The organism is Nostoc sp., assembly GCF_041747015.1.
Taxonomy (GTDB): domain Bacteria; phylum Cyanobacteriota; class Cyanobacteriia; order Cyanobacteriales; family Nostocaceae; genus Nostoc.
On the sequence record NZ_JBGTFY010000249.1, the window covers coordinates 1 to 18191 of the forward strand.

The 18191-nt window shown below is 40.7% G+C and carries 12 protein-coding genes and 1 pseudogene; 9 read left to right on the forward strand and 4 right to left on the reverse strand.

Features of this window, described 5'->3' with window-relative positions:
• Positions 1-362: 362 nt before the first annotated feature.
• On the forward strand, positions 363-623 hold the full coding sequence (locus ACEW80_RS20555; protein WP_373528367.1) for a tetratricopeptide repeat protein: 261 nt from the start codon (positions 363-365) through the stop codon (positions 621-623).
• A gap of 368 nt (positions 624-991) precedes the next feature.
• On the opposite strand, the gene ACEW80_RS20560 is transcribed toward ACEW80_RS20555, so the two are convergent.
• The 3 genes from ACEW80_RS20560 to ACEW80_RS20570 all read right to left on the reverse strand — a co-directional run bounded on the left by ACEW80_RS20560 (position 992) and on the right by ACEW80_RS20570 (position 6913).
• Complete coding sequence (locus ACEW80_RS20560) at positions 992-2488, reverse strand: aldehyde dehydrogenase family protein (RefSeq protein WP_373528368.1); 1497 nt, start codon at positions 2486-2488, stop codon at positions 992-994.
• Between the two features lie 576 nt (positions 2489-3064).
• On the reverse strand, positions 3065-3787 hold the full coding sequence (locus tag ACEW80_RS20565; protein WP_373528369.1) for a cyclase family protein: 723 nt from the start codon (positions 3785-3787) through the stop codon (positions 3065-3067).
• Positions 3788-4054: 267 nt separating this feature from the next.
• Positions 4055-6913 carry a PAS domain S-box protein gene (locus ACEW80_RS20570; protein ID WP_373528370.1) on the reverse strand — a complete coding sequence of 953 codons (2859 nt, stop codon included), beginning with the start codon at positions 6911-6913 and terminating at the stop codon, positions 4055-4057.
• A 555-nt stretch (positions 6914-7468) separates the two neighbouring features.
• Between ACEW80_RS20570 and ACEW80_RS20575 the strand changes: the two genes are divergently transcribed.
• The 4 genes and pseudogenes from ACEW80_RS20575 to ACEW80_RS20590 all read left to right on the forward strand — a co-directional run bounded on the left by ACEW80_RS20575 (position 7469) and on the right by ACEW80_RS20590 (position 14907).
• Positions 7469-10012, forward strand: a complete 2544-nt coding sequence (locus tag ACEW80_RS20575; RefSeq protein ID WP_373528371.1) for a proteasome protein — start codon at positions 7469-7471, stop codon at positions 10010-10012.
• 53 nt (positions 10013-10065) lie between these two features.
• A pseudogene (locus tag ACEW80_RS20580) lies at positions 10066-10528 on the forward strand (DUF2887 domain-containing protein).
• Positions 10529-10717: 189 nt separating this feature from the next.
• Positions 10718-13693, forward strand: coding sequence for a molecular chaperone (locus ACEW80_RS20585; protein WP_373528372.1), 2976 nt, complete (start codon positions 10718-10720; stop codon positions 13691-13693).
• A 122-nt stretch (positions 13694-13815) separates the two neighbouring features.
• The gene (locus ACEW80_RS20590; RefSeq protein WP_373528373.1) at positions 13816-14907 is read left to right on the forward strand and encodes a hypothetical protein; all 1092 of its coding nucleotides are present in this window, start codon (positions 13816-13818) and stop codon (positions 14905-14907) included.
• 104 nt (positions 14908-15011) lie between these two features.
• Here the strand turns inward: ACEW80_RS20590 and ACEW80_RS20595 are convergent, their stop codons facing one another.
• Positions 15012-15191, reverse strand: a complete 180-nt coding sequence (locus ACEW80_RS20595; RefSeq protein ID WP_373528374.1) for a high light inducible protein — start codon at positions 15189-15191, stop codon at positions 15012-15014.
• A gap of 241 nt (positions 15192-15432) precedes the next feature.
• On the opposite strand from ACEW80_RS20595, the gene ACEW80_RS20600 reads away from it, so the two are divergent.
• The 4 genes from ACEW80_RS20600 to ACEW80_RS20615 all read left to right on the forward strand — a co-directional run bounded on the left by ACEW80_RS20600 (position 15433) and on the right by ACEW80_RS20615 (position 18163).
• Entirely contained in the window at positions 15433-16344 is a 912-nt protein-coding gene (locus ACEW80_RS20600; RefSeq protein ID WP_373528375.1) for a restriction endonuclease, read from the forward strand.
• A 211-nt stretch (positions 16345-16555) separates the two neighbouring features.
• Complete coding sequence (locus ACEW80_RS20605; RefSeq protein ID WP_373528376.1) at positions 16556-16849, forward strand: hypothetical protein; 294 nt, start codon at positions 16556-16558, stop codon at positions 16847-16849.
• The gene (locus tag ACEW80_RS20610) at positions 16850-17254 is read left to right on the forward strand and encodes a type II toxin-antitoxin system VapC family toxin (RefSeq protein ID WP_373528377.1); all 405 of its coding nucleotides are present in this window, start codon (positions 16850-16852) and stop codon (positions 17252-17254) included.
• Positions 17255-17269: 15 nt separating this feature from the next.
• Positions 17270-18163: a DNA adenine methylase gene (locus ACEW80_RS20615; RefSeq protein ID WP_373528378.1), complete on the forward strand. Its 894-nt coding sequence runs from the start codon at positions 17270-17272 to the stop codon at positions 18161-18163.
• The last annotated feature ends 28 nt before the right edge of the window (positions 18164-18191 follow it).

An 18191-nucleotide genomic window follows, 5' to 3' on the forward strand; every position in this document is an offset into this window, starting at 1 on the left:
ATTAAGTGTGAAACAACCTAGTTATGTAAAAAAAATAACTAGTCCGACGCGTTAGTGAACTAGTTTTTAAAGAAATCCTCTTCTCATGCCATGAGTATTATTACTCATCCACAAATAGTAAAAACTGCAAAAGTATAGGCAAAGCACAGCAGTGGGATAATAAATTAAAGTTTGATTCCCAGGCGATAGCGAAAGAGTTTGTCACCAAAGCCAAGGCTCAACGCTCAGTTAATGAAGGAGCCAGCCGCTTAGAAGAGAAAAAGTTTAAGGAAGCGATCGCAGCTTATACCGAAGCTCTCAAGTTTGATCCAAAAGCCGAAATTCCTACTGATTCTTGGAATGCAATATGTTGGGACGGTAGTTTGCAAAAACAAGCCGCCGATGTTTTACCAGCCTGTGAAAAAGCCGTTGCACTTGCGCCTAAAAATGGTAACATTCGTGATAGTCGTGGCTTGGCTAGAGCTTTGACAGGCAATACCCAAGGAGCAATTGAGGACTTTGAGGCATTTATCGCTCAGACTGAAGATGAAAATTATAAAGCACAACGGCAGCGCTGGGTGAAAGATTTACGAGCGGGGAAGAATCCGTTTACAGATGCAGAGCTTAAAAAGCTACAGAATTAGGGAATTGGGCATGGGGCATTGGGCATTGGGCATTGAATTCTCTTAGCTCGTCGAGTGAGTCAAAGTCTGGATAAAATCACACTGGGGGAACCCAACAAGTTTAATGAGTTGCTGCAAGGAGCTTGGAAGGTCTTAAACTCCGAGGTGACGCAATACGGATCGGTTAACTTGTTTATTGAGCGGAGATCCCCCTAACCCCCCTTAAAAAGGGGGGCTAATATCATCTCTTTTACCCCCTTTTTAAGGGGGTCGCCACAGGCGGGGGGATCTTATCCGAACGGTATTGCGAGGTGACGGCGGTAAAAGTTAAGGTTCCGAATGTCGGCGATTTTGGTGTCACCTCTGAGACAGAAAAAGGTTTGAATTGTTCAGCTACGGTTATCTATTTGGGCACGTTGCAGACTCCCCGAAAAGTCAACATAAACACTTTTCCATTCTGTAAAAACATCTAAAGCAGTGGTTCCAGCTTCCCGGTGTCCGTTACCAGTTTGTTTCACACCACCAAAGGGTAAGTGTACCTCTGCGCCAATAGTCGGGCCGTTAATATAGGTAATACCTGCTTCGATGTCGCGCATGGCAGTAAAAGCCCGGTTGATATCGCGGGTGTAAACTGAAGAAGAAAGACCATAATTGCTATCGTTGAGAATTGCGATCGCTTCCTCAAACGAGCTAACCTCAATTAATACCACCACTGGCCCGAATATCTCTTCACGAGCGACACGCATATCACGAGTTACATCATCCAAAATAGTCGGTTGAAAGAAATAACCGTTTTTCAATAAGCCTTCACTGGCAATTTTTCCACCAATTAAAACCTTTGCTCCTTCCTGACGGGCAATATCTAAATACTTGCTCACCTGTTGGAGTTGCTTTTCATTGACTATCGGACCGATATCTGTATCAGAGTCAGTGCCAGCCCCCAAGCGTAACTTAGTGGTACGCTCATAAAGCATGGCGGTAAATTTTTCTTTGATATCACGATGCAAAATTAGGCGACTGGTAGCCGTACACCGTTGACCGGTTGTTCCAAATGCTCCCCACACTGCACCATCGAGAGCTAATTCCAAATCGGCATCTTCCATCACCACTTGAGCATTTTTGCCACCCATTTCTAGACAGACGCGCTTGTGAGTGCGTCCGCAAGTAGCGCCAACAAAAGCACCCGTTTCTGAAGAACCAGTAAAAGATACTAAATCTACATTGGGATGCTCAACTAAAGCTTTCCCCGCCTCTTCTCCCACACCATGCACCAAGTTAATTACTCCTGGTGGTAAACCCGCTTGTTGGAAAATTTCAATCAATTTAGTTGCACAGGCGGAGGTATCTTCAGCAGGTTTGAGGATGACTGTATTGCCACATACCAAGGCTGGCATAGCTTTCCAGCAAGGAATTGCCACTGGGAAATTCCAGGGGGTAATTAAGGCGCAGACTCCTATGGGCATTCGCACAGTCATGGCGAATTTATTGGGCATTTCCGAGGGTGTAGTCTGCCCAAATAGTCGCCGTCCTTCGCCAGCAGTGTAAAAGGCACAGTCAATACCTTCTTGCACATCTCCCCTAGCTTCTGTCAGAGGTTTACCCATTTCCCGACTGATTAACTGGGCAAGTTCTTCTTTATGCTGGAGTAATATTTCTCCGACGCGAAAGATGTATTCTGCTCTGGCTGGGGCTGGGACTTTGCGCCAACTCTGGTAAGCTTTACGGGCGGCGGCTACTGCTGTATCAACATCGTTGGCTTGGGAACGGGGGAATGTGGCAATGACTTCGGTTTTGTTGGCAGGGTTGCGGCGCTCTAGGGTTGCTTCTCCTATTGCACTCAACCATTGACCGTCTATATAATTGCGGCAAGATAGCGGAGTTGTCATTTTGAAAATCTCCGGTTGATAATCTACTGAAAGTTGTGTATTAAGTTTGCTTTCTAGGTTATCTTCAAGTTTAGGAAATTGGTATGAGGTAAAAATAAGACTTGTGTCGAATATCATCTCTTTTACCCCCTTTTTAAGGGGGTCGCCACAGGCGGGGGGATCTTATCCGAACGGTATTGCAATGCAGGGTACTAGAAACAAAAGCGAGCAAGAAAAACTTATACAACTTGTAAACAAAAGTATCAAACTATTACTCGCTGTATATAGAGACGCATCTATTTATTAGTAATGAATGTCTTTGGAGAAAATGGTATATCTGAGCGCACATTTCCCATTATAAATAAAATACCTTGTCAAGTGCTAAAAAGTCAACAGTTGGTTGACTTAAATTAAAAATTAAACTTGGTGTAGGACAATTTTAGAGTTACCTGTTGAGCGTTTGGCAATTCTATAAAAAGCGATCGCTACAAAAATAATCAGTTTGTTGATGAAACGGCTCCGTTTGTCCATGAAACGGCTCCGTTTGTCCATGAAACGAATCCTTTTGTTGATGAAAAGGTTTTCTCTTGTTGAAAATTAAGGAACGAACGCCAACACGCCTACGGGAGAGCCAGAACCACCCCGCAATCTTAGAATTGCGATCGCTAGAGTAGTACCTTTAGGTGGCAGTTGATCCAAATTCGTTAGATTTTCCAACACAATGCGCGGTTGTTCTAAAACTAAGCGGTTAATCGCAAAACTGTTATCTTGTCCAGGGTCTACACCATGAGTATCAATTCCTACCCCAGCTATTTGCCGTTGATCCAGTAAGAATTGAGTTGCATCGCTGCCAAACCCTGGAAAGTGAGTAATGCCTTGAGCATCATGATTTAGGAATGCACTTTTATCCAACCACTTTTTATGCCAACCAGTATTTAGTATAACTACGCAGCCAGCAAAAACTTCACCGTATTGTTCTTCCCAAGCCAGAACATCAGCAATAGTCAGGGCATAATCATGATTAACCGCTGTAGCTTGGCGAATATCTATGACTACCGCAGGTACAACCAACGACTGGGCTGGGTATTGGTCAATTCCCACACCAGAACTATGAAAACTGTTAGGGGCGTTGATATGGGTAGCGCTATGTTCCCCCAAGGAGAAACGCCGTAAGTAATAGCCATCATTATTTAGTTCAGCCACAGTTTCAAATTCTACTGTGGGGTCGCCAGACCATTGCGGAATATTTATGTCAATTATATGACTTAAGTGGATAACTCGTGTGTAAGTGATACTGCTTTGACTTTGGGGTTGTATCATCCCAGCCTTCTATTTTATTTTTATTCAGGAATTTCTTTCAAAGGTGCAATGCCTACGCAAAGATAGTACTACTATTACAACGTTTTTCAATCGATTGAAGTTGACCACTCCACTTCTAATTTCCTATACAAAGAAAAATAATCCCCCCAATTCCTCTAAATTCTAAGTTATTGGGGGGGGGAAATGTTGCAGTAAAAACTGAATTATTCTTAGTTAACAACCAATAGGTTAACTTTTAATTGAGTTTAGATTAAAATTACGTAATATCTACGTTGAGGGCTGCTCCTGTAGTGGAATCATGATCACAAACTCGGCACCTTCTCCTGGTGCTGAAATACACTGGATTTGCCCACTGTGTTTTTTAACAACAATTTGATAGCTGATTGATAATCCCATACCTGTGCCTTTACCCACAGGTTTTGTAGTGAAGAAAGGGTCAAATAGGCGTTTGCGTACTTCCTCAGTCATGCCTAAGCCATTGTCGGCAATGCTAATGATTACATAGTCTTCTTGGATGAGGGTGCGAATGCGAATCTGGGGAAAAATCATCTTTGCTTGGTCATTTGTCCTTTGTTCAGTGTTGTTTACTAATGACATAGGCGCTTCTCTACGAGACGCTACGCCAACGCCTTCCCGCAGGGTATGACAAATGACAAATGACTCTTCTAAAACATCGATCGCATTTGCCAACAGATTCATAAACACCTGATTCATCTGTCCGGCGTGACACACTATCGATGGTAGGTTGCCGTAGTCTCGGATTACTTTAATATCGGGACATCCTGGTTTGGCTTTTAGGCGATGTTGCAGTAGCAGCAAGGTGCTATCCATGCCTTCATGAATATCCACTGCCTTCATACCGTCTTCGTCAAGGCGAGAAAAATTGCGTAAAGATAGGACAATCTGCCGAATGCGTTCGGCTCCCATATTCATAGAATCCAAGATTTTGGGTAAATCTTGCTTGATAAAGTCTAAATCAATGGCGTAGATTTGTTCGTGAATCTCTGGTATTGGTGGGCAGTAGTTCTGTTGATAAAGTTCTACCAAGTACAGCAAGTCCTTGATATATTCACTAGCGTGGCTAATATTGCCATAGATGAAATTGACAGGGTTATTAATTTCATGAGCAACACCTGCAACCAACTGTCCTAAACCGGACATTTTTTCAGTTTGAATCAGTTGGGCTTGAGTTTGTTGAAGTTCTAGCATCGCCGCTTCTAGTTGCTGGGCTTTATCTTGGGCAGTTTGGGCAGCAATGCGACTTTGGGTGTAAAGTTTAGCTTGGTCAATGGCGATCGCTAGTTGAACTGTAACTGCTTGTAATAATTCTACTTCGTTGTCTAGCCAAGGCCGAAAGCCATTACAATAACCACAGCTAAATGTGCCAATTTCGCCTGATTGGGTGTGTACAGGCAGTGACATAAAGGCAGTGAAACCAAAATCCTGCATAAACTGCCTTGCGGTGCGATCGTCCACAGTCTCAATATCATCAACGCGGATGATTTCTCTACTTAAAGTTTTGGCTGCGATTAGTTCGATTTCTGCATTAGCTGCTTCTTGGAAGTTAAGCAGACAGGGTAAAAAGGAACTTTTCGCCTCATATACTCTCTCCCAGTAGGGTAAATCAGCGTCTTGCCGATACCAAAAGAAGGCACAGCGATCAATTTGGAATAAATTGCGGATCTCCTGCACTGCGGTTTCCACAATGTAATTGATATCCAAAGAAGCTCGAATCTGGCTAGAAAGACGATTGAGTAATGCTTCCCTTTGAGCAAGAGCTTGCAGAGCTTTTTCTGCTTGTTTGCGTTCAGTGGTGTCATGGCAAATGCCCACGAAGTTTAAAACATTGCCATTAGCATCTCTAATAGCAGATGAGTTGCTTGTATGCCATCGCCAACTGCCATTTTTGTGTTTTACCCGATATTCAATTGCGTCTTGCCTTTCGCCTGTTGTCAAAATTATTTGGAAATAATCCGCACAGATATGCACATCGTCGGGATGTACAAACAGAGCAAAGGATTTGCCTTCAACCTCTGCAACCTCATGTCCGAAAATTTCAGTCCAGTTGGGAGAAACGTAGGAAAATATCCCTTCGAGGGTCAGCGCAAAAATAATGTTATTGGCGTTTTCGACAATGCTGCGAAACTTAGTATCGCCTTCTATCAATGCCGCTTGGATGTTGTCGCTGGTGTCGCGGATTAGAACTATAATTTGCTGGTCTGGTAATGGTAAAAACCTAGCTTCAAAGTTATTGTTCTCTGCTGATAGTGATAAGCTAGATTCAAAACTGACTTCATATTGAGTTTCAAGTGCTTGAGTTATTGCTTGGTGGAAGCGATCGCCTACAGCAGTCGGTAGGCATTCTCGCAAACTCTTGCCCTGACAATCTCCTGGAATATACAGATTCTTGATCAATCCTGGCTTGTAATCCAGAATAGTTCCATCAGCATCAAGACGAAAGTATAAATCAGGAAGTACTTGCAAAATCGCTGCAAATTCTAATGTTTTTTGGTGTAACTGTGTTTCAACTGCTTGGCGTTTTGCAGTTTCAGCTTGCAGTTGCTCCAGTGTGTTTTTGAATTCTGCCGCCTGTGTTTTTCCTGTTATTTTACGTAGGCAATGAGAAAAATTGGTAGACATCAAGCAGCTTTCCGTCAGGATAGGTTGGCTTCCCACTATCGTCACTTCTGTTATATCTACACAATAACCGATGTAACCGACAAAGCTGCCATCTGCTGCAAACCGTGGCGCGGCTGTATCTAAAATCCAGCGGTATTCGCCATCAGCCCGACGCAGGCGATATTGTCTCTGGAACGAATTATGCGCCGCAAAGGCTTCAATGTATATATTATCACACCGTTGTCTATCTTCTGGATGGACGCTACAAGTCCAGATGTTGCCTATCGCGTCTCCTCGCTCAGACGCCAACTCACCTGTTGTCAGACATCCTCCAGTAAATTTTAGCCAATTGGAATTCAAGTAATAGTAGAGTGCATTGCATCCAGCCATCCAAATCATCAGAGGAGCAGTATCCACCTGCTGACAAAATAGTTTTTCATCGTATTGTATTTCTTCCTGTTCAACCGTGATTTGGTTAACGTAGCTCTGTACCCTTTTAGGAAACACTTTTGCCTGCCTGCGTAAATTATTAAGGTAATATATCTGAAAATAGAATTTGTTAATAGATGGATATAATCGTCATCCAAACCTGCCTAATTGATTTTAATACCTTATTGTTTTTTATATCTGCAATAATTACTTTTTTACTGTAAATAAATTGTAAAAATACTAAATTTATCATTAAGATTAATTTTACATTTTTAGTAAAATTTAAAATATCCAGCTTTTTGATTTAAATCAGCTATAAATTCATATTGTTTATGTAATTACATTGCTCAAAAATCTGATTCTGCTTTACAGAAACTACATGATTCTCTATGAGGTGGTTATGTCTTGATAAAAAACTCCCAATCCTCAATAATTTTATATCAAATCAACATTTAGTTTTTATTTTTTCTAGCAAAACCTGATTTTTCCAGATTGTCTTGACCGTTCAAAACGGCTGATGCCAAAAATGAGAGAAATGCTAAATGTAATATCAACAGGTTGCCAGAATAGCTAGCGATAGCGTTTTATATGTTATAAAGCTCACAGAAATTCATGTTAGGCGGAAACGACTCTATGGAACCAGATAAACTAGGCCGTTTTAAGGAGGACGGCGAATTCATCCTCCGAAAGATAGATTCTGTACCCCAGCACCCTTCTAAACAAGAAGATTGGGTTCCAGCTAGTCTTGATGAGTGTCTCCGGCGTTTGCGGTCATCTGCTCAGAAAACTGTAGACCTGGCAACTTCGCCTGTCAAAATTGGTGTGATGGGGGAATTTAGTAGTGGAAAAACCTTACTTTTAGGCAGTCTGATCGGATATGCAGATGCTTTGCCAGTGAGTGAAAACCCCACTACAGGTAATGTTACCGCCATACATATTATCCCACAAGACGAGTTTGCAACGACTCAATTAAGTAATTTTACGGTAGAGTATCTTTCTCATGAAGGAGTACATGAGTGTCTACGCTTTATGCTGGGGGAAGCCAATAAACGGACAGCAGCAGCCGGACTTGCTCCCATACCAGTATCGAAACTCAACTCTGGTAAAGATATTATTAGCTGGTGTGAAGAAGCATGGAATAATAGTAACAATTTAGAGCTACGTTATTTACTGCGGGAGTTGGTATTATTCCTGCGGGCTTATCAAGCCTATGGGGAAGTTATGTGTGGTGGGCGCTACCAGATTGATGCTACCACCGCCCACGAGGGGCTACAGCTAGTCGAACAGCCAATGGCAATCCAAACTCTGAAATTTGAGGATTTACCCCCAGCGCATATCCGATTACCGAGTCCACCGCAGAGGCTACCAACAAAGTTATTGCAAAACAGTTTCCCACTCATCCGCCGCGTAGATATCGATGCGAAAATATCACGGGAAATTTGGGATTTTGCAGACGCGGCTAAATTTATTCTCCTCGACTTTCCAGGATTGGGGGCTGCGAATTCGGGGGCTAGAGATACCTTTTTGTCACTGCGGGAATTAGCAGAAGTACAAACAATTTTGGTATTGCTAAATGGTAAATCTCCTGGTAGCGATCGCGCCAATAAAATCTTTACGATGATGCAGCAGCAGCGACCGGGACAAGACCTGAAAGATTTAATTCTCGTCGGTGTAGGTCGCTTCGATCAATTACCCCTAGACAGTGAAGGCGGCGAAAGAGAACTTGACCAATTGATTGAAGATAGCCTACATTTGCAGGAAGAAACCGTTTTCCAAAAACTCAAAGTTCTGCAAACTACCATTGACGGTGCAGAAGCGTTTACAACCCAAAAAGACCGCATCGTTTTACTGTCGCCACTATTAGGACTGGCTGAATTAGCAAAACGTTCTAGTACAGTCAAAGCAGGCTCACCAGAGTTTTTAGCTAACTTGGACTATCCTGATTACCTAGATCGGTCTAAACGCCTACAAGAGAAATGGGAGCTATTAAGTGAACGACTGCTAGAATCTGATCCCCGCAGTTATTTAGGCAGCCAACTGGGTTACTTTGCTCAAGATGGAGGTCTTGGTAAGCTGCGGGAATTGATTCAAACCCACGTAGTTACTCATGGTCTGAAGCAACTGTATGAAGATACTAAAAGAGCTGCTGATGTAGTGAGTCAGCAACAAGATCACTTGAAAGACATCATAGATGAAATTCACGAGCAAGGCATCCCCACAGGCGATAGTCCCGCTTTTATCGAGTTGCGCTTTGTGGTCGAAAGTTTGGATAAAATCTACAGAAATTTTCAAAAAGATATCGGCAAAGAACCACTCAAAGATCGGCGCGGTGTCGTTGTTAGCGATGTAGTAAAAGACGAACTTACCTTTAGAATCCTCAATTGGAACCAGTGGACTTTACTTTTCAATAAAGCCAATAATGGAGCGATCGCTCTGACTGAATCTAAAGGTGCAGCCGGGAAATTATTTGATCGGGGAAACCGGGTAAATAGTTCCCTTCCGACTAAGAGCGATGATTTTTATCCAGTATTTGAGAAAACCGTTAAAGAAGTAGAAGATTTTGCGCGCGATCGCATCCATCAAGCAGTATTAGATTTGTTGAACCAATTGTCAAATTATGTAGTCTCAGAACGCGAACAATTGCAGGCAATTTTTCATCCAGAGATGGAACAAGAAATCGAAGAAAAATTTGGTTTTGAAGATGCTGATCTCTTTTACAAATTATTACTAGGATGCGATCCTAACGAATGGAAAGAAGCAATCATCGCTGAAATTAGTGGTAAAGATAAAACCGTTGTACCCGAAATCATTTTTCCTTTAGCGCGTCAAGACGATAAACACAACGTTGGTCAAATCTTTGACTGGGCACCAGAAAAAAGCCAAAGCTTACCCAAATCGAGCAATCACCAACTTTTAGTACTGCGACTGCGAGATGAAATTACTGCTAGCGCCAGCCTCCATCTTGTGCAGTATGTTAGCGAAGTTAATCAGCAAATTAATCTGGAGCTAGAAGGCATTTTGGATCAAATTATTCCTAGTCTGCAAAACCTTTCAAAAAAAGAAACTTTACTGAGATATTTAGCGGCTGGAGACTTGCCATCTGAGATAGCAATTCCTGCTTGGTTGCAGATTCTTTCAGAAATTGCTGCTATTTCTAACTCAGATGATTTGAGATAAGCCAACTCAGAAAATGACTGATTGCGATCGGGTACAGATATGAGGATGTGTTTGTGAGACGTGATGCTATTTTTTATACAATTTTCAAGCGTGTCCCTGGATTACTTTTCGAGTTAGTCGAACAGCCACCAGCCGAAGCTGCTAACTATCGCTTTGAATCAGTTGAAGTTAAAGAACCAACATTTCGGATTGATGGGGTATTTTTACCTCCACCGAATGCAACAAGAACAAATAAACGTCTTGGCTAAAAAGGACATAATAGATGTAATCACAACGATTGCTGTTTATAAATTTGCAAACTTAAGTCGTGAAGAGGTAGAGGCAATGTTAGGAGTTAAGTTAGAAGAAACTAGGGTTTATCAAGAAGCTAAACAAGAAGGAAGAGAAGAAGGACGAGAAGAATTAAAACTTGAACTTGTACCTCGGTTCTTAGTTCGTGGTATGTCGATGGAAGAGGTTGCCCAGTTACTTGATTTAACCATCGAACAAGTAAGACTTGCGAGCAAGAATCTTTAACGTCAACTTAGTACAACATTTCATTAATTGGTAGCGAATTCTCTGCGTCTGTCTGCGCTTCCCTCTGCGCCCCTTTGCGTTAAAAATTCCCCCCTCAATTGGCCACGATTTTACGCCAAGCTGTACTTAGTAAGTGCCGCGATCGCTCTAGATAAAAAACAGTGATGAACAGAATCATTTGATACTATAATGAACCCTTTCCAATTGAACAACTATAATGAGCAACAACCAAGCGAGAAACAACAAAAAAGATTTCCGGGATGGTTTGCTTTAGATTTTGGGACATCGAATTCGACAGTTACACTTTTCGATCCAATTGAAGTACCGATCGCCGAAATTTTACCAAAAGAACAAGAAATGCGGTTGCGCGATCGCTTATCACAATGGCTAAGTTCTCCCGCCTCAGTAGCTTTACCAGATGTCAGCGATGATGATTGGGAAAACTTTATCGCGGAAATTAGCAAAAATCTAGAGATAGAACCAGGAAACTTGAGTGAAGTTTTTGAAAGTGATAACAAAGAGCGATTTTTAGAAGCAATTCGCCAAATTGAACTTTGTTTAGGAAACAGCGAGAGGTTCCGCCGGGCTGTTAGCAAAAAACTTTACCAAATCTATCATGAGGTGTTCCGTGTCCCTACCCTAGAGTCGCAAAATCTGATCCCAGTTGTATTGGATATCGATCGCCGCGATACAGAAATTCCTAGCGAGTCGGAAATTTCGCAATTAGGGGACTTAAAACTGCGGATGGGTAGGGAAGCTAGAGATAATAGAAAAAAAGCGATCGCTCAAGGTACAAGCGGTTCTTTAAAGGAAATTATCAGCAGGTTTCATCATTCACCCAAACGCTATTTTGGTCAGGAGCGATCGTTTTCAGTTATTTTGAATGGTGAAGAAGAAACAATTACCGCAAATCAGTTGATCCAATCAGCTTGGGCGCATTTAATCGAGTTAACTGAAGATTATCGCCAACGTGCACGACGCAGGTTTTCAGAAGGGAATTTTTTAACAGCAGTTGTCACCTACCCCACTGTCGCCCCACCAGTTGTTCGTAAAGAAGTTAAGGAATTAGTTGAGCAGTTGGGAATCGATGATGTCCAAACTGCTTATGATGAAGCTGTTTCCGTGGCAATATTCTTTTTGTGGCGAGAATTTGGTGGTAATCTCAACATTGGCATTGAGTCATTCAAAACCCGTTGTCGCCAAGCAGGAAACAAATGGTCACAAAATGTTCTCGTTTTGGATATTGGCGGGGGAACCACAGACTTAGCTTTAATTGAACTGACTTTAGAAGATAAAACTCCTACTTTTGCTGATTATGAAGACCGAGGTTTAGGAGGACGTTACTATAAACTTACCCCCAAACTATTAGGTTCATCCGGTCATTTACAATTAGGCGGTGAATTAATTACACTGCGAATTTTTAGATTATTAAAAGTTGCGATCGCCGACTTTTTATTGGCAGCAGTAACAACAGGTGATATCGAAAGCGAAAAGCTAGAAGATTTAATTAACTCCGAGTTAAATGAGCGCTTTTTAGAACAAGGCAAATTCAAAAGTGGCAGTCTTTTAAAATGTCTTGATAAGGAGAATCCAGAAGGGGATGTTGCTTACAAAGATGCCTTAGATACTGCCGAGAAAGTATTGCCTACTCGTTGGCAACAAGCACCACAACGTCTGCAATCCTTTTATATTCTCTGGGATCATGCGGAAACAGCTAAACTTAAACTTGGGCAGAAATCACCAGATAATGATTCTCTATTAACCTTCACACTTTCCGAGCAGCAAATCTCCGAACTGCTTACCCAAAGCGCCGTTAAATTGCAAGTTAAAGATCCAAATACCATCTGCGTCACCCTAGACAACCAGCAATTTGAACGAGCCGCTGCTTCTGGAATTAAAGAAGCGATCGGGATTGCTAAAGGATTGATGGAAAGTCGTTTGCGTCCCGATGATATCATCAAAGATTCTTGGAATTCTCAAAAAGTTGATTGGTTAATTTTATCTGGTAAAACTTGTAATTTAGACATAGTGCAGCGCCAAATCTACCAGGAATTTAGTAAGTCCCCATATTTTGTATGGAATCCAGAACGAATTACCTTTGTGCTGGAATTTACCAAGTTAGCCACCTCTGCTGGTGCTTGCTATGCCGAGAAACTGCGAAGATTGAGGTTTGACCCGGAAGAGTCTAAAACCTTGCTGCGTAAGGGAGCCAACCAGTTAGAAATTGATGTCAAAAACCTATTTTATTATTTGCCCTGCAACTTCAAACGCAAAACCCAAAGCAACGATTTGTTGACTATATTCAGTGCCGGTCAAGAACTCTATCAACTCGCACCTTGGGAAACTGTCGCTAAAGTTCGTACTGCGTGGCAAGGAATACAATTAACTAATATTATCTATCGCCAAGACTACGAGGATGGAGATTTACGACTTTGGGGAAGTTTTGACGGCAAAAACCTCATGAAAAAACTGGGGATGGAAGAAGTAGAGTTTCTAAAAAAAATCAAAGTCCAGTTTGAAATTGACCAAACTCTTGAGTTTAACGTATTGCTTTGTCAAGGAAATCCCCATTATTTAATTGACATTACTGGTATTGATTTAGGAGCGGTAGTTTCAGAAACATCAGCGTTATTTGCCGATAGTAAATTGAACTGGAATATTGCTGTGGAACGCTTCAATAAAAACTTGAATGATGGTGATATTGCCGTCAATGTTATCGAGTCTGCAACTGTCGATCAACCAGATGCCTATCATCTAGTATTTGAAGTAGGAAATGATGATAGTAATTTGTTCCAAAAGTTTCACTATTTGCGCGATGGGGTGACGCAACCAGGAACCGGGTTAATTAGTAATCTCTTACCTCCCTTCCCGCAAACTGGACAGCACACTTTTTATGTTTATCAAACAGATGCCGAAACCAACAGCAAAAAATGGATAAGAATTGGTGCACTCAGCAAACCAGATGTAACCACAGATTATCCTTGCCAATATCGCGTAACTCTCGACGATCAAGGCATTCTGCGGATGCACGCTGGCGAAGTGCCTTACTGGACATCGCAAAATCAAGAATGTCTTAAAGAAGAGGGATGTATTTATCATGCTGAATTAGAGTTGCAACCTAACGAAGTTGATAAAGAACGCGATCCATTTTGCGGCATACATTAGAATTACCTCACGCAGAGACGCAGAGGCGCGGAGAGAAAGAGCGTATTTAGATTACTTCAATCTCATCCCAAGGCGCTAAAAAACCTCTGCGTCTCTGCGTGAGATAAAAAAAGGTGATACTTGTGCAGCATCTACGTCAATTATTAGAGATTGAAAACTCAGAATTAGCCCGGTTATTGCGGTTTAGTTTGTATGGACTGGAAGCTACTTTAAATCATGCTATTACAGAATTTCCGCTAGATCCAGGAGCCAAGCTATGTGATGATGTACTGCAAGAACTTCGTAACCTGTTGCAACCTGCACCCCTACAGCAAAATAATGGTTGGGAAGATATGACAGATGATTTAAAACTAAGGCACCTCCGAGAAACTTTCGATTCTGATTCAGAACTTAGTTATTATCTGGGTAATTCCCAACTGCAAAGTCAAACAGACTCAGATTTGTGGAATGAAATTCAACGCAAACTGCTGCGAGTCCCAGAGGATTTGGCTGCATCTTGGCGATCGCGCACCTTGAATATGGCTCAAGAAGTTGGTGCGATCGCAGATAATTCTAATCTCTATCAACTTCCCTTTATCCGCAATGAAATTATCTACCCCGGTCTTAGTGGTACTGTTGAAACTCAGGGATTAAGTTTATCTCAACAAGCACTTTTAAATTCTCAAATTCCCCAAGGAAATACTTCCAATTTACCAGCAGGATTCCTATATTTATATATAAAATTTATTGAAATCGAACCAGATTTACATCATGCCTTAAAAAGCGTTTTTAGCTTTGATATTATCTCTTTACACTCCAAACCAGAACAGCGACATCAATACATAGAAGCTTTAAGCGATCGCTTTGGGCGTACCCAAAAAGCTGATGAAAACGCTGATCCTCTGTCAATTCTCCGTGCCTGGATTGACATGGACGAAGCGATACATTCTCTAGTATTTGTACCACCATCGGAACGCTATTCTTGGTGGGGAAAGTTACAACACGAATCACGACGCATCCTGAAAAAAGTCACTGATGAGGCAATTAATGCAGGTAATGAAGTGCGAATTCGCCAATTATCAGGACTTTACGCAGATATCTGTGCTTTATCTAAAGATGACTTACAACTAGACTGTGGTGGTATTCCTGGCGAAGTCTTAACTTGTCTTCGGGTATATGCGCGAATTAATCAGGAAGAATCACCAGGTCGTGTAATATTTCGCTCATCACGGTAGGTGACTTACGGATTTTTCTAATTCTAGAGATTATGAGGCAAGATAGACAATTTTACGAATTGCTACCTTGCCTCATAATCTAATGAAGCTAAAAACGTTTAAATCTACAGGATGCCCCAGAAGTGTAAAATCCCTTGACCAGAAAACACTTCAAGTGCAACAGCAGATATAAAACCAATCATTGCAAAACGACCGTTCCAGTTTTCGCTCTGAGGAGTGAAGCCCCAGCGCAAAGCATTAGGATCTTCTGGAACCGAAAGCGTAGTCTTCTTAACGTCTGCCATAAATAATACTCCGAGCTTTTGTGTTGTAACAGTTATAACTGCCTGTAAAGTAATGTAACAGAATTTTACAAAATTGCAACATAAACTCAAAGTAAAATTTAGTTAGCAATTATATATTACGGATGCGTAGTTTTATGTTATTGGGTTTGCGATCGCTTAACTTATTTTTTTCACCAATTTTCTGGAAAGGATGTTAAAAATGCCTATAGTCTCATTTTTCTAAACTTTTAGATAGATAAAAATGGCAATACCTAATTATCAAAATATAATGCTTCCGTTACTTAAATATGCACTTGATGGTCAAGAACACTCTATGAGAGAAGCCATTGGAGCTTTAGGCGACCAGTTTAATTTAAGTGAAGACGAACGAAAAGAATTATTACCTAGCGGTCAACAACCATTATTTGATAATCGGGTAGGATGGGCAAGAATATACTTAAAAAAAGCAGGTTTATTAGCTGCTCCAAAAAGAGGATATTTTGAGATTACAGAACAAGGTATAAACGTAGCTAGACAATCCCTAAAAGAGATAGATGTTCAATTTCTTAGTCAATTCCCTGATTTTATTAACTTCAAGAGTTCAAAAAAGCAAGATGATAATATTACTATGGAATTTGACGAAATATCGCAAAAAACTCCCCAAGAATCTATGGAGTTAGGATATCAAAAAATTCGCCAGGAATTAGAAATAGATTTAATTAACCGTGTTAAAAATATTTCGCCAGAGTTTTTTGAAAGGCTGGTCATTGATTTACTTATCAAAATGGGTTATGGAGGTTCAAGACGTGATGCTGGTAAAGCAATTGGTAAGAGTGGTGATGGTGGAATTGATGGTATAATTAAAGAAGATAAGTTAGGATTAGATGTTGTTTATCTTCAAGCTAAAAGATGGAATAATAATGTTATAGGCAGACCAGAAATCCAAAAATTTGTTGGCGCTTTATATGGGCAAAAAGCAAAAAAAGGAGTGTTTATTACTACTTCTAATTTTACTCAAGAGGCAAAAAATTATGTGTCGGACATAGATATAAAGGTTGTATTAATAGATGGACAAGAATTAGCACAATTGATGATTGACAATAATGTAGGCATATCAACAGTATCAGTTTATGAAATCAAAAATATAGACTCTGACTATTTTATAGATAGTTAAATATTTTTTCTTTATGAGTATTTAGGGAATGCAATTAATAGAATTTAAGCTATAAATAATTACTCTTTTCTAAGCATACTCAAAAGCTCTCTCTGATATCCTGGTAGTAGAGTTAAGACAATCGTGCGTTAGGATTAAAAGGTCATGTGTTCTCAAGAAGCTAAGATAATATGACATTCATGGTTAGATATAGTAGCTGAGGTATAGTGCAGTGAGTCAGGTTTTAAGCTTGGAATTAAGTGATGAAGTTTACGCGGCATTGCAGCAACAAGCCGAGGTTACAGGCGTATCTCTTGCAGAATTGGTAGCTACTTCCATAGAAGAGCAGTATGCTTCTCTAAGACGTGAAAAGTCGCAAGCTGAAACAGAAAAAGAAGCCGCTCGCCAACGTTTCCGAAGTCATGCTGGAAGCATTAGCCTTGGTTATGCTACAGGAGCAGACAATGAAAGTATTGATGCTGATTTAGTCAGAGCATACAGTGATACTTCTGAGGAAACAAATTGAGTGCTTCTACTTGATACATCTGGGCTACTTTGCTATGTCCAGAGTGGTGAACCAGAACATCAAAAAGCAGTTGAGTTTCTGGATAGTGTTAGTGGAAGTTTAACTCACAGCTATGTTTTAGCAGAGTTTATTGCATTAGCTCAGGTTCGTCGCTTTCCACGTTCAGTAGCACTAAAATTTATTATTGATTTGTTAGATAATCCAGATATAGAGACGGTGTGGATAAATGAGTTGTTGCATCGAGAAGCTGTTAAACTTCTAATGGCACGGCAAGACAAGACTTACTCTCTATGCGACGCTGTTAGCTTTGTGTTGATGCGTCAGCGTGGTATCACCGATGCATTAACCACCGACCACCATTTTGAGCAGGAAGGCTTTCGACGTTTGTTATTACCCCAAGTGTGACGATTTCTACGAATTATGCTCAAAAGTCCTCTGCGATATCCTGGTGGTAAATCGAAAGCAATAAATCAAATAACTGAATACTTGCCAGAGAGCTTTTCAGAATTTCGAGAGCCTTTTGTCGGTGGTGGTTCTGTATTCATTTATTTAAGACAAAAGTTTCCTGATATCAAAATTTGGATTAACGATTTAAACCGTGAACTGTTCTTATTCTGGAAGTTTGCCCAATCTGATCTAGCTCAGTTAATTAAAGAAATTCGGCATATTAAAGTCAAATATACAGATGGCAAATTACTCTTTACAGAATTGACTAGTGTAGATGTCAATAATTTATCTGATTTAGAAAGAGCAGTCCGCTTTTTTGTCCTGAATAGAATTACTTTTTCAGGAACTGTAGAATCAGGTGGCTTTTCCCAAGAAGCTTTTCACAAAAGATTTACTGATTCTTCAATAGAACGACTAGAAAAATTAGAATATATCCTATCAGAAAATGTCCAAATTACTAATTTAGATTACAGTCACCTATTAAAATCAGAAGCAGAAGCAGAAGCAGAGGATGTATTTTTATTTTTAGACCCGCCATATTTTAGTGCTGAAAAATCAAAGCTATATGGTAAAAGGGGTGACTTGCACACCTCTTTTGAGCATCAGAGATTTGCTGAACTTTTGCAACAATGCCATCATCGCTGGCTAATTACCTACGACGACTCACTAAAAATCCGAGAAAATTTTAAATGGGCTAATATCTCAGAGTGGGAATTGCAGTATGGGATGAATAACTATAAGCAGAATGGTGCGGCTAAAGGAAAAGAGTTATTCATTACTAATTACGAAGTTAAACTTTATTTGGAGAAGAAAGCCCAAAATCAAAACCTTGTGAATCCAGCTTTGCAGTTAAGCCTTGATCTTTAAAGCTAACTTTGATAACTCCCAATTTTCC

Bases quoted from the DNA above. Each gene is read 5' to 3' on its own strand.
- ACEW80_RS20560 (WP_373528368.1), bottom strand. From the start codon at position 2,488: ATGACAACTCCGCTATCTTGCCGCAATTATATAGACGGTCAATGGTTG.
- ACEW80_RS20565 (WP_373528369.1), bottom strand. From the start codon at position 3,787: ATGATACAACCCCAAAGTCAAAGCAGTATCACTTACACACGAGTTATC.
- ACEW80_RS20575 (WP_373528371.1), top strand. From the start codon at position 7,469: ATGGAACCAGATAAACTAGGCCGTTTTAAGGAGGACGGCGAATTCATC.
- ACEW80_RS20585 (WP_373528372.1), top strand. From the start codon at position 10,718: ATGAACCCTTTCCAATTGAACAACTATAATGAGCAACAACCAAGCGAG.
- ACEW80_RS20595 (WP_373528374.1), bottom strand. From the start codon at position 15,191: ATGGCAGACGTTAAGAAGACTACGCTTTCGGTTCCAGAAGATCCTAAT.
- ACEW80_RS20600 (WP_373528375.1), top strand. From the start codon at position 15,433: ATGGCAATACCTAATTATCAAAATATAATGCTTCCGTTACTTAAATAT.
- ACEW80_RS20615 (WP_373528378.1), top strand. From the start codon at position 17,270: ATGCTCAAAAGTCCTCTGCGATATCCTGGTGGTAAATCGAAAGCAATA.